We start from the raw sequence: 13297 nt of genomic DNA, 5'->3' as shown, positions 1-13297 counted from the left end.
CTATTTCTCCATGTTCATCTTTTCTATTAAACGCTTGGACATCTCGTCATACGAGATGCTCGCAATTGCTACCGATTCAATCTCAAAGCCACGCAGGATACGCCAGTCATGATCCAGTGTGCCGGCAAGAATCTGTCCGAGTTCATTTGCCTTTCCCGGCAGGTAGGAGATTCGCTCTCCCTGCTGTGCCATCTGATTGATTGCCACCTGCAATGCCGTTACAAATTCCATCAGATATTGTGCATTCACTTCCTCAATGTTCACGCGGTCTTTGTCTTTTGCGACCACTTCTTCATAAAAGCGGACCGGGTCCGTGATGCGTATCGAATAGGTTCCATGTGCACGAATAAACATTTCCGCATCATAATATTTGTCATAATAGCTGATCGGCGTCTGTGTACCAAACCGGATTCCCGTAATTTCTTTGGTGTTCAGATAATAAACCTGCTGCCGAGAGCGTGCATTCTTCAGCCGTGCAAACAGTCCTTTGTGCGCAGAACTTTTTACAATTTCATAATACCCCGGTTCGTCCGTCCAGTCGACGATGCGGCCTCCGTCCACCACAATCATAAACTGGTTATCAAACAGCTGTGCAATCGCACCGTTCGGAATCGTCTGCGCCGGTTCACTCTTCTGTGAATTTTTGTTGTACCAGACCCCTTTGGTCAATACAGTATGTTCGTCCATTTCTCCGGGAATAATAAAATCCCGTTTCGGATCCCCCACTCGTTGAATACTCATAACCTTCCTCCTGCTTTTTCACTGATATTATTATAATAATCTCACCTTCAATACACAACAGAAGGTTAGTCAAAATGCAGGAGTGAAAGATCAAATCCCATCGGCGGTTTTTCCGGCAAATCGATTGGTACATTGCGGCGCAGCCAGCGCTGTGCCATCTGCATCCACTGAGCAACCTCCGCATTGACCTGCTCTCTGGAGCAGGCAGTCGATTCGTCCGCGTTTGCCAGTCCATGATCGCCTGTTTCAAAAGAGTGCAGTTCATAAGGAATATGCGCTTTTGCGAGCGCCACCCCCATCATCAGGCTCTGCTCCGGCGGCACGGTTCTGTCACTTCCGGTCGTCCAGAGGAACATCGGTGGTGTCTTGTCCGTCACACATCGCGCCGGACTGCATTTTGCCAGTTGTTCTTCGCTCGGATGACGCACACCGAAATAGGAAAAATCGATTGCCTCATTCATCGCGCGCAAAAATTTATTGTCCACTTTTTGTTTGCGAAAATCCACCCAGTCATAAAAACCGTATCCCAGAATTGCGCCGGCCGGGCGAAATTCTTTTTCCGGTCGATGAAACCGCTCCTGCAGCACCTTGCTGTTCCAATGCGTGCAAAACATTGCACAGTTATGCGCACCGGCCGAAAATCCGCATAGCACGACAGCATCCGGATCAACACGCCATTCGGATGCTTTTTTGCGAATGCACAGCATCGCAGCTCCGATATCACACATTGCATTCGGATACAGACTGTCCGGATCCGGCTCGAGTTCCTTCAGCGGATTCACCATTCTGCCTTTGTGAAAGACCGAATAGCGCAAAACAAATGCCTGATAGCCCATCGCTGCAAAGCGAAGTGCAATCGGCTCCGCTTCGCGGTCCGAACAAAATGCATATGCGCCTCCCGGACAAATCATGATTGCCGGCCGCGGCTTTTCATTTTGCAGCTCAGCGGATTCCTCAATCACATATGCGGTCAGAGTCACATCAGGTCTGTTTTCGTATAATTGAACGGTTTCGACTTTCATATTTCATCCCTCTCCTGCACCTGAATGTAGTCAAATGCAGCTTCATTCTCACTTTCTTTTTCATTTCCACTTGCATAAATTGCAAGAAACGTGCCAACCATCGGTCCCACTTCTTCCGGATTGATGATGCGGCCATCCCCGTGATGATTCATCTCTGTCAGATGGTTTTCGTCTGCACCGAAAAAGAACCGGTAATCCTGTCCTTTTGCTTCCACACGCAGGACAACCGTTTCGAGGTCGCATGGAACCTCCTCGAGAACCTCTGTATGCACTTCGCATGAAAAATCAGGAAGCCATGCAAAGCTGTGCAGAGTCGAAGTATTGCATACCAGCTGGATTGCAAAGCCTTCGCCCCTTTTCACTTTTCGAAGCAGATACTGATGGCAGCTTGCCTGCATCAAAACAAGTCCTGCCTCCTCCGACGCATCCGGGACAAATGTCATCCTCGTTTGCAGATCAAAATTCACACTGCGCTGGCGTCGTCCGATTACCGGCGCGTCCGCATCCTTTGTCTTCGGATATCCGAATCCTTTAACCGGCTGTGCCAGCGGGCGCGGAATACAGCGAATATGTAATTGTCCGTCCTGCAGCCTGTAATAATTGCGATACGGTCTGCCCCAGAAAACAAGGTGCATCGGCCACTTTTCCATCGCAAAATCAAAGGTATCCTTTGCAGGTTCCTTTTCATATACAATCCACGGCAATTTCTCATCTGCCGGATAAGCTGCTTCGAGCATTCCCGTCTGCGGAGACAGAATCGGCCATCCTCTTTCCCATTCCATCGGGCAGAGGAATGTCTCTCTGCCAAAATTCTTGTAATATCCGCCAATCGTGCGGGACGCAAGCATGACTGCATACCAGTCGCCATATTGCGTCTGTACAAAATCCGCATGGCCTACATTGGCAATTCCTGCATGCGTTCCAAGATGTCGATGTGTCATAATCGGGTTGCCCGGATACCCTTCATAAAAACCGAGCACTGTCCGGCTGCGCGCAATGGCCGCGCAGTGATAATGCTCTGTACCGCCCTCCGCAATCAGGAGATAATAATAATCTCCGATATGATACAAATGCGGTGCTTCCGGAGAGGCAGCCACGCGAAGCGCGCTGTCCCAGATTGCAACCGGCTCCCCAATCAGGCGGAAGTTTTCAATGTCATATTCGGCAGCCCAGATTCCGCGTCCTGTCGTGCCGTCTGGATTTTTGATTACATCTCCGGTTCCCATGATATAACAGGTGTCGTCATCATCAAAAAAGATGGATGCATCGATTCCCGGAACATCGGAAAGCCAGTGCGGCTTGGACCATGGTCCGGCCGGATTCGTTGCGGTCACAATAAAATTACCTTCGTCCGCAAAATTACAATTGATAATATAAAACAGCCCCTTGTGATAACGAATGGTTGGTGCCATTACCCCGCCGGCCCAGGAATTCGCATCCACATGAAAATCATTTTCGGCTGTCAATGCATGTCCGATCAGTTCCCAGTGTGCCAGATCACGGCTGTGAAAAATCGGCAGTCCCGGATAAATCTCAAAACTCGAACAGCAAATGTAATAGTCCTCGCCGACACGACAGATGGACGGATCCGGATAAAATCCCGGAATAATTGGATTTTGAATCATATTCTCTTTCATAACAGAAAAGCCCCCCGACTTCTTTTAATTATCTGCGCGGTTATAACCGTTTTTCATATGCTTGCTGGATTCAAGCAAAACTTTGTTCAACGTATTGGTCGTCTCTTTTTTTGCCATCTCCGCCAGTTTTTCATTGGCTTCTTCAAGCAATTTCGGATCGTTTTGCTCAATCATTTTGCGATCGTATTCATTGATGATGCGACGGCCTTCTGTCGCAATCGCACTTTGATAGCGGTCAATCAGCTGTATGGTTGCGGCATAGCATGGATCTGCAAGTGAACCAATCAGACGGCTTGCCCAGTAGAAATTCTCTGTCGACACATCGAGTGTCACATTGCTCAGATATTTCGGCATTTTATCCACATTGGCATACAGTGGCAATGCTGCGGAAAAAGCAGTCGAGCCAAAAATAATCCATTCCACACCCTTGATTGCAGACGGCACATCACTTCTGATCTGACAAATGGATGTCACACCGGTTCTGTTGATTCCGATGGAGCGATACATGCCTCTCTTGCCGGTATCATGGCTTGTATATGGGTTGTAATCCGTGCCCTGATAATAGGTGGAAAGAATATATTTGACATCCTCCGCCGTTACCTTCTTGTCCGGCACAAACGACCATGGAATATCATCACTTTCCGGACCGTATTCCGCATCCGGGCCGTCCCATTTATGGGACGAAGGTGTCAGGCAGCGCCCCATAAACCATGCACGCGGTGTATTGTAAACATGATCCTGATCACTGTGTGAGCCAAAGCAGAATCTCGGATTGAACGGCTCTCCCTCACGATTTAAATCAAGATGATATTCCTTGATAAATTCGCGCATATCGGCAGAGCAAAGATGCGCAGTCTGCGCTCCGAATGCATCTTCAAAATCAAAGGCATCCATGCCAAACTGGTTCGGCATCACAACCACCTCATCATCCGGCACGCGGCGCGCCATCCAGTGATGTCCGCCGATGGTCTCAAGCCACCAGATTTCATTCTCATCATTAAAAGCGATTCCGTTGGACTCGTAGGTACCATATTCCTCCAGCAATGCGCCCAGACGCTCCACGCCTTCGCGCGCACTGTGAATATACGGAAGCACCAGTACAACAATGTCTTCCTCTCCGATTCCACCGATTTTGTCCTTCTCGCCACGCTTCTTTGCCTTCTCATATACCACAAGCGGATCTGCCGCCAGTACACGCGGGTTGGAAGTGATGGTCTCCGTTGCAGTCATGCCGACATTTGCGGCATTGATTCCTGTCGCAGCCCAGATGCCATCCTTTGGATTGACACTCGGGCAGGAGGTATATCGCATCGGATTGTCCGGAAGCGTAATCTCCACATGCGAAAGCTTGCTCTTATATTTCTTCGGTTGTTTATCCGGCGTCACCACGATGATTTTCTTCTCGTCAAACATTCCATCATCGGTTCTGGCTATCATTGTTGATTGATCGTTACTGGCATTCTTTCCCACCAGCATAGTTGTACACGGCATAGTAATTCCTCCTTTATCCGTATCATTTTTTATCTATTCGCTATTCGCGCGTCAATTCTCCTGTTCAGTCATACTGCCATTATACACGAATTTTTGACACTTGGATAATATCCTTGCGGTAATTGCAGACAAAAAATACCGCGGCACGAAAATGCATTTCTACATCATCGGGTCGCGGTATTCTTGATTACGCATGCTTTGTTTGATTTGTGTAATCGTGCATATGCATCGACAACAGTGCCGGTGCACCTGTACGGGTATAGCCTCTTGTCTGGATATCGATTGTTTCGGCATCCCTGCCTTTTTCCGAATCATAAACTTCTGAGAAACTAGCCTGAGGCTGGCGGCGACGTTTATCAGACTGCCCATTTTTACCCTCCCTTGAATCGGAGTAGTAAGGTATGGCCATAATACCTGAGACTTTAAAAAGCTCACTTCCATGTGGTGCTGCTGGTCTCACCTCCTAGATATAAATCAGCGTTACCTTGTGCCTCTTATATACTATTTCGGATGAAACCGCATAAACTTTAGTCCCAATGTACTATTTTGTGTATTTATCCTTTAATTCTTCCAGTTTTGCATTGTACAACTCACCCTGCTTGTTCTGAAGCAGGTTTGCACGAATCTGGGCTGCAACCTCTTCAAGCGGAGCAACCGATGCCTCTTTCTTGTCATATACCTTGATCAGATGATAGCCGAACTGTGTCTTGACCGGTCCAACCAGTGCATTCAGCTCCGCTCCGAAAGAAGCCTCCTCAAACTCAGGAACCATCTGGCCTTTGCCAAACTCGCCCAAATCTCCTCCGCGCTCCTTGGACGGGCAGGTGGAATGTGCAACTGCAGCTTCCTCAAAGGTCTTGTCGCCGTTTTCAATCATAGACTTAATCTCGTTGCAAAGGTTCTCGTCATCCACAAGAATGTGCTTTGCGCTGACACTGTCGCCCTTCTGGAAACGCTCTTTGTTTTTCTCATAAAATGCCTTGATCTCATCCTCTGAAACAGTTGCCTCGGAAATCACCTTTTTGACTGCAAGCTGTGCCAGAATGTCGCGTTTTGCAGACTCTAATAATTTTGCATATTCCTCGGTTTCTTCGAGCTTTTCATCTCTGCCGTATTCGGAAAGCAGTGCCAGAGCCACCAGCTGCTGACTCATCTGCTCACGAAACATCGGATTAGCCGCATACTGCTTCTGCTCCGGCGGAAGGGTATCGATAAATGCGTCGACATCCTCTGTTGTGATTGTATAATCCTTAACCTTGATAATTACATTTGATTCACTCATGTTTTTTCTCACTTTCTCTTATTTGTTATGCCATTTCTTCCATAAAGCCACGCAGATCTTCTACCAGATCATCGACATCCATGCCATGAACTGCCGCAGCCTGTTCCAATGTCTCCATCTGTGAAGAAGGACATCCGAGGCAGTGCATCCCGATGTTGGTAAGAACCGGTGCAATATCCGGTGCATTCTTTAACAGTTCACCGATTGTTGTATCTTTCGTAATTCGAAACATTTCAGTTCTCCTTCTCATATTTCATAAATCTTGCATAATTGCGATTGTGCATTCCGCGAATCACCACCGCGATCAGCCACGCAATTAAAAGAATTGTAGCACACCATGCCACACTTGCCAATGGGGTTTGCTGATACACCATCAAAAACGGATACGGGCCTTCGATCAGGCGCAGAATATTCAACACGATGGTCACTGCCGCATAGACGGCTGTCGGAATCAGCGCGATCAGCGGATCTCTTGCCGCATTGCTGTCTTCATGTTCCCAAAATACATACGATACGATGGAAAGCAGCGGACAGGTCACATGGTAAAAAAAGTTTGCTCCGTTAAAGAACATCAGATAATATCCGTATAAAATATTTTCAAACATCGGTGCCAGCACAAAAATCACTACCAGAAATGTTACCGTCACCGTGCAGGTTGCAAGATATCGCACCTTTGCCACCCATTTCGGTAGCTCTTTTCCCGCCTTTTGTGCGCGGATGGATGCGATCACATAAATCAGTGCAGAAATCAAGCAAAAGATATTGCTGTCCTGCGTATAATATTCAAACATGGACACCTTCAGATTGAAACAACTGATGATGAGCCCGATAAATCCGCAAATGACCAGCATGACATTTAACACGAATGCCGGTTGCGCAAGGTGATTTTTTTTCATATCATTCCTTCACTTTCTTTTTTTATTTTTCATCCACCACCTGAAAAATGAGGAATTTCAGATAATAACTCTCCGGTGTATTTGACGCAGAGGACCATAAAATCGGATGGTCACACGCCTGCGTGCGAAATTCAATCTGACGCAGTCGTTTATGGGCCGCCTTTGCAGCCTCCTTTACGGTTTTTGCCAGCAGTTCCTGTGTCATGAAATGACTGCAGGAGCAGGTTGCAAAATATCCGCCGTCCCTTACCAATTTTAATCCTTTGATGTTGATCTCTCGGTATCCCTTGATGGCATTCTTTGTCGCCTCACGCGATTTGGTAAACGCAGGCGGATCGAGGATGACCACATCATAGGATTCTCCCTGTGCAAGCAGGCGCGGCAATTCTTCGAGCACATTTGCCTCACGGAAATGAACCGTCTCACTCAATCCGTTTCGCTTTGCATTTTCCGTTGCCTGCTGTACCGCGAATCCGGAAATGTCAAGGCCTGTCACATCATCGGCTCCGGCCAGACCGCAATTGAGCGCAAAGGTGCCCATATGCGTAAAGCAATCGAGTACCTTCAGATGCTCCATTCCTCTGCAGATTCGCTGCATCGCCAGTCTGTTATATTTTTGATCCAGGAAAAATCCGGTCTTTTGACCGTCTTTGACATCAACCAGATAGCGGACACCATTCTCGGTGATTTCAATATGTGGATCAAATTGTTCATCGAGCTGCAGTCGACGCGCATCCGAAACATCTTCCAGAAAACCGGCTTCGTCGACCCAGAACAGCCCTTTCTCCCGGGTCAGTCCTTCTTTTTGGCGCTCCTTCGCATCATTTCTCTCATAGACAGCTCGAATGGAGACACCATCCTCCCGCAGCACTTTCAGCAGCTGCTCGATCATCACGCGCTTCAGACGCTTTTGCACACCGTCGGCACAGTCGATGAGAGCCTGTTCCACGCCGAGTGTCAGTGCTTCGGCCACGAGAACATCCTCATACCGGTCAATGGTCATGCCCGGCAAAAAGTCCGCTTCTCCGAATACCACCCTGCAGCAGCGCAGGTCCTGCTCATGCAGCATCACGCGCTTGCGATACTCCCACGCAGACTTCATCCGCATATAGATGAAGTGCTCATCCACCGTCTGTTCCGGCTTACGGCTCAGCATACGCACGCGTATTTTGGAATTCTGATTGATGTATCCGCAGCCCATCGGATAGCCGTCAAAATCTTCCACAAAAACAAGGGAACCGTTTTTAAAGGTCCCCTCGATCGTTGCAATTTCATTATCAAAAATCCACGCGCCACCGCTTTTGATGGTGCGTCCCTCGCCCTTTTTCAGGACGACCGTCGTCTTTTTATCCATATCCGACTCCAATTTTATTCTGTCAGCCCTTTGAGCACATCCACTGCTGCAGACAGCTCATCCGTATTGACGGTATGGAAGATTCCAGAATCCGCCTTTGCCGCATTCGCTGAATCGAGCGGCAGCTTGCCAAGTACGGCAACGCCAAGCTCACCTGCAATACTATCGATCTTGCTCTCGCCGAAAAGTGTAATTTTCTTTCCACAATCCGGGCATTTCAGATAGCTGAAGTTCTCAACCACACCGAGCACCGGAATGTTCATTGTAATGGCCATATTGTATGCCTTTTTGACAATCATGGACACCAGATCCTGCGGAGATGTGACAATCACAGTTCCGCTCAATGGCAGAGACTGGAATACAGTCAACGGTACATCGCCTGTTCCCGGTGGCATATCCACGAAGAGATAATCCAGATCTCCCCATACGGTCTCATTCCAGAACTGCTTCACTACACCGGCGACAACCGGTCCTCTCCAAATGACCGGCGCTTCCGGATCCTCCATCAACAGATTGACGGACATGATTTTGATGCCGTTCTCCGAAGTCAAAGGAATCATTCCCTCCTCGGTTCCGACTACCTCTCCGGATACACCAAACATCTTCGGAATGGATGGACCTGTGATATCCGCATCCATAATTCCGACCTTGTATCCCTGATTTGCCATGGCAACTGCGAGAGATGCCGTGACAAAGCTCTTGCCGACGCCTCCCTTTCCGCTCATGACACCGATCACATATTTAATGTGAGACGCTGCATTTGGCGCCTCCAAAAAGCTCTTTGGATTTGTTTTTGAAGGACAGTCCTCGCAACTTGATTTGTTGCAGCTTCCTGCACTTGCACAACTGCTGTTTTCCGGCATGTTGTTACCTCCTGTTTCTCTTTATTTTTTATTTGTCAAGACTCGCTCGCGAGTCTTGCGCGCCGGATTCGGGTCTGCTTCAGCAGACAAATTCCTGTCCGAATCCGTGCGCATCCTCGCGGAGCGTTTAACTCAGTCGGAGCTTGTACTCCGACTGAGTTAAAACCACTTCGCATCGGCAAAAGGCCAATAGATAAAAATGGCTTTTCCTATAATCTTGTCCCTTGTCACATAAGTATTGTTCCAGAATCTTGCATCATGGGAATTGGTTCTGTTATCACCCATTACAAAATAACTGTCTTCCGGAATATCAAATTCCAGATCGGTATATCCGTCATTGATGTCCCCTCCCGGGAGCCATTCCTTTGACAGATAATCTTCCTCCAGCAATTCGCCGTTGATATATACCTTTCCTTCTTTGATGGTAAGCTTTTCGCCCGGAAGGCCGATGATTCGCTTAATGTATTTTTCGTTTGGTTCATCCGGTGCCGGGAAGATAATGACATCACCGCGCTTTGGGTCCGAGAACTGATATGCCAGTCGAAATCCGATCAGATTGTCGCCGGTCATAATGGTATTTTCCATCGAACCGGACGGTACATTGGCATTGATAATGACATAGGTTTTTAATACATATACCAAAACGACCGCAATCACAAACGGAATGACCCAGCTCATAATCTCACGAAATGCGGATGGTCTTTTTGGTTCCTGCTCCTCGGACGGTACCGTATTTTCCCCCTGCTCCTGCTCCAAATCTTCTACTTTAAAATCCTGATTGTTGTCCATTGATACCTCCAAATACCACAATTAGCGCAAATCCAGCTCCGCCAGCAATTCCCCTGCCGGCATGCGAAGCGCGCCCGCGCTCATTACGGTCAGCTGTTCGAGTCCGTCCGAAGTGGCAACCGTAAATTGATAATGCTGATTCTCCTGATGCACATAGCGCTCGATAAACGCATCCGCGGTTTCATCTGTTCTAGTATACCATATTTCGATGTTATGGTAACACAAATGCGAACCACAATGTTCTTTTCTCTTGTATGCATCAAAGACCAGCAACAGTTTGCCGCCGTGATAGCCCTGATAATTGCATAATGCATCCGCAAGCGCATCCCTGGCCGCATCGATGTTTTTTTGTCCGAGGTCCCTGAGATAGCCGGATGCAAAAATCATATTGTATCCGTCGACTATCAGGCACCGCTCTCTCGTATCCTTCTTCGGATAAATCGGATTGCCTTTCTTGTCCGTCTTGACCGACTGTGCTTTGATCACCGGTTTCACCTGCCGCTTGCGACGACGCTCCTCCTCGAGTTCCTCCGCACTCTTACCGAACTCACGCTGATAGACATCTTTTAATTCCTGATCGAGTTCAAAACTGCTCATGGCATTCAGCCTGCTGGTGGTGGATTGCTGTCCCGCGCGTCTTGCCATCTCAACGGCTGCATCAAAGTCATATGCAAATCCGCCGTTCAACGGCTTCACTTCTCCGTTTTCATAACTGTACGGCAAATGCATATAATTTTCGACTTCATCATACGGTACCACAAATCCCGCTCCGTGTGCGCAAAAAACAGACGAGGACGGGTTGCGCAAATCCGCTTCCGCATCATATGCCTTTTCCTGAATAACAGATTCTGCATTGTGACAGATATCATATCCTTTCAGGGCAAGTGACAGACTGCCTACCCCTCTGGTATATCCATGCACCTCGCTCACGTAATCCTGCATGGTCGACACCGGCGCCGTTCCGCAAATCCGAGCAAAATCCTGCCCGCCTCTCGAGAAATATTCCGGTGCCTCCTGCTTGCCGAAACGCTGATTGATATCCGTCATGGCACGTCCGACAAAATCGGACGGCACTTCCAACACAAATTCGTAATACGGTTCCAGCAAAATGCTTTTTGTTCTGGCCAGGCCATGTCGAATGGCACGATACGTCGCCTTGCGGAAATCTCCGCCTTCCGTATGCTTCGGATGCGCTCTTCCACTTAAGATGGTGACCTTGACATCACACAATACCGATCCGGTCAGCACACCGCGATGCTCCCGCTCGAGTACATGTGTCGAAATCAGTCGCTGCCAGTTGAGCGCCAGCACATCCTCCGGACAAACCGAATCCACCGTGATTCCGCTTCCCGGTTCTGCCGGTTCAAGCAAAAGATGCACCTCCGCATAATGGCGCAGTGGTTCGAAATGACCGACGCCTTCGATTGGCTCCGCAATGGTCTCTTTGTAGACAATGCTGCCTTTGTCAAAGACCACGGTCACACCAAATCGTTCATAAATCATGCGCGTCAGGATTTCGATTTGCACCTGTCCCATCATCTGCACATGAATCTCTTTATGCTCCTCATCCCATACCAGCGACAGCTTTGGATCTTCTTCCTCCAACTGCTTTAGCCTGCCGAAAAATTCCATTGGATTAATTTCATCCGGCAGTTCAATTCGATAACTGAGCACCGGCTCGAGAATGCTTTCCGCCGTCTCTTCACAGGCGCCGATGCACTGTCCCGGGTAAGTTGCATCCAGTCCGCACAGTGCACAGACAGATCCTGCATCAACCGCCTGCACCGCCTCATATTTATCTCCGGAATACAGGCGAATGGCTTCGACCTTTTCTTCTCTTGCCTCTTTGTTCTTATCTACAATGGTAATCTTGTCCTTGACACGCAGGCTGCCGCCCGTAATCTTGACGAAGGTCAGCCGCTGTCTGTCTTCTCGCGCAATCTTATATACACGCGCCCCGAATTCCCGCGGATATTCCTTTTCCCGCGCAAACCTTGCAATGCCATCAAGCAGCAGATCCACACCCTCATTCATCAATGCAGATCCAAAGAAGCACGGAAACAGCAGCCTCTGCGCAATCAAATCCCTGATTTGTTCCCGGCTGACCGTGCCATCCTCCATATATTGCTCAAGCAGTTCCTCCGAAGTGACCGCAATCTCCTCGAGCGTCTCATCCGTGAATACAAATTCATGCCCTGCCGCCGAAAAATCGACACAGCCTTCGCCAAGCTCTGCGCGCAGCTGCTTCATGACTTCGCCTCGATCCGCTCCGTCCATATCCATCTTATTGACAAACAAAAAGACCGGAACCTGATAATGCTTCAGCAGTCTCAGCAGTGTCCTCGTATGTCCCTGCACACCATCGGTGCCGCTGATCACCAGAATCGCATAATCCATCACCATCAGGGCTCGTTCCATCTCTGCCGAGAAATCCACATGCCCCGGTGTATCCAGCAATGTCATCATATGGTCGCCCACCTTCAGACGCGCCTGCTTCGAAAAGATTGTAATTCCTCTTTCTCTCTCCATCGCATCCGTATCCAAAAACGCATCCTGATGATCGACCCGCCCGATCTTCTTCAATTGTCCCGCATTATACAAAAGCGCCTCCGACAGCGTCGTCTTACCCGCGTCGACATGCGCCACAATTCCAAATACCATGAAATGCACCTTTCCTTTTTTGTCTACATTTCCAGACCCCCTATTTTATCACAAATTCCCGCCACGCGCCACTGCCCCCTCCCTTCGTTCGCCTGCCGTCCCATTCCCTCCCCGCCCCTTGCCTCCCTGCCCTCAAACGATAGGTGTCAAGGCATAGATTCTCCAAAGCCGCACAAGCTTTAAGAGGTTGTCCTTTCACCGATTTTGCATTTCGACAAACTGTCTTTTCGGCGCAAACACATAAAGATGTATCGTATATCTTTCCTGTTCATATAGACCGGTGCGGAACACTGTCCACTTGCTAAGTAAAACAACGAAGCCGGTTTTGAGCGCCCGACACCGTCTCAGAGCGTCCATCCGGGACGCCATCGACTCTCGCCGCCATCCGTGGCGGCTCGTATCGGGCGCTTCGCAAAACCGACTTCTGTTTTACTAAGCGCGTTCCCAATGATGTTCCTTCACCGGTCTATATGAACCAGGAAAGGGATACGGGGTGTCGACTGTTTGCGTGGAAAAGACAGTGCGGAAGAAGTGCAAATAGTTGAAAGAACAACCTCAATC

General features: G+C 48.8%; 12 protein-coding genes. All 12 read right to left on the bottom strand.

Annotation, left to right across the window (positions count from 1 at the left end; all coding sequences use genetic code 11):
- Nucleotides 1-741, bottom strand: coding sequence for an SPFH domain-containing protein (locus CSX02_RS12175; protein ID WP_099386873.1), 741 nt, complete (start codon nucleotides 739-741; stop codon nucleotides 1-3).
- A 65-nt stretch (nucleotides 742-806) separates the two neighbouring features.
- Entirely contained in the window at nucleotides 807-1763 is a 957-nt protein-coding gene (locus tag CSX02_RS12170; protein WP_099386872.1) for an alpha/beta hydrolase, read from the bottom strand.
- The gene (locus CSX02_RS12165; RefSeq protein ID WP_099386871.1) at nucleotides 1760-3400 is read right to left on the bottom strand and encodes a glycoside hydrolase family 43 protein; all 1641 of its coding nucleotides are present in this window, start codon (nucleotides 3398-3400) and stop codon (nucleotides 1760-1762) included. The genes CSX02_RS12170 and CSX02_RS12165 overlap by 4 nt, the downstream gene beginning before the upstream one ends.
- Nucleotides 3401-3424: 24 nt before the next feature.
- Entirely contained in the window at nucleotides 3425-4891 is a 1467-nt protein-coding gene (locus CSX02_RS12160) for a C69 family dipeptidase (RefSeq protein ID WP_099386870.1), read from the bottom strand.
- Nucleotides 4892-5078: 187 nt separating this feature from the next.
- Nucleotides 5079-5351: a hypothetical protein gene (locus tag CSX02_RS13705; RefSeq protein WP_155896340.1), complete on the bottom strand. Its 273-nt coding sequence runs from the start codon at nucleotides 5349-5351 to the stop codon at nucleotides 5079-5081.
- Nucleotides 5352-5432: 81 nt separating this feature from the next.
- A complete protein-coding gene (locus CSX02_RS12150; protein ID WP_099386869.1) occupies nucleotides 5433-6173 on the bottom strand; it encodes a peptidylprolyl isomerase in 741 nt (246 codons plus the stop codon).
- A gap of 25 nt (nucleotides 6174-6198) precedes the next feature.
- Complete coding sequence (locus tag CSX02_RS12145; RefSeq protein WP_099386868.1) at nucleotides 6199-6405, bottom strand: DUF1858 domain-containing protein; 207 nt, start codon at nucleotides 6403-6405, stop codon at nucleotides 6199-6201.
- 1 nt (nucleotide 6406) lies between these two features.
- The gene (locus CSX02_RS12140) at nucleotides 6407-7069 is read right to left on the bottom strand and encodes a hypothetical protein (RefSeq protein WP_099386867.1); all 663 of its coding nucleotides are present in this window, start codon (nucleotides 7067-7069) and stop codon (nucleotides 6407-6409) included.
- Nucleotides 7070-7091: 22 nt separating this feature from the next.
- The gene (locus CSX02_RS12135; protein WP_099386866.1) at nucleotides 7092-8423 is read right to left on the bottom strand and encodes a class I SAM-dependent rRNA methyltransferase; all 1332 of its coding nucleotides are present in this window, start codon (nucleotides 8421-8423) and stop codon (nucleotides 7092-7094) included.
- Nucleotides 8424-8437: 14 nt separating this feature from the next.
- Entirely contained in the window at nucleotides 8438-9286 is an 849-nt protein-coding gene (locus tag CSX02_RS12130) for an Mrp/NBP35 family ATP-binding protein (protein WP_099386865.1), read from the bottom strand.
- A gap of 159 nt (nucleotides 9287-9445) precedes the next feature.
- On the bottom strand, nucleotides 9446-10075 hold the full coding sequence (gene lepB / locus CSX02_RS12125) for a signal peptidase I (RefSeq protein WP_099386864.1): 630 nt from the start codon (nucleotides 10073-10075) through the stop codon (nucleotides 9446-9448).
- Between the two features lie 21 nt (nucleotides 10076-10096).
- Nucleotides 10097-12736, bottom strand: coding sequence for an NYN domain-containing protein (locus CSX02_RS12120; RefSeq protein ID WP_099386863.1), 2640 nt, complete (start codon nucleotides 12734-12736; stop codon nucleotides 10097-10099).
- Between the last annotated feature and the right edge of the window lie 561 nt (nucleotides 12737-13297).

The organism is Agathobacter ruminis (assembly GCF_002735305.1).
GTDB lineage: Bacteria > Bacillota > Clostridia > Lachnospirales > Lachnospiraceae > Roseburia > Roseburia ruminis.
Note: the sequence above shows the minus strand (reverse complement) of the source record. Positions and strands in the feature narration are given on the sequence as shown.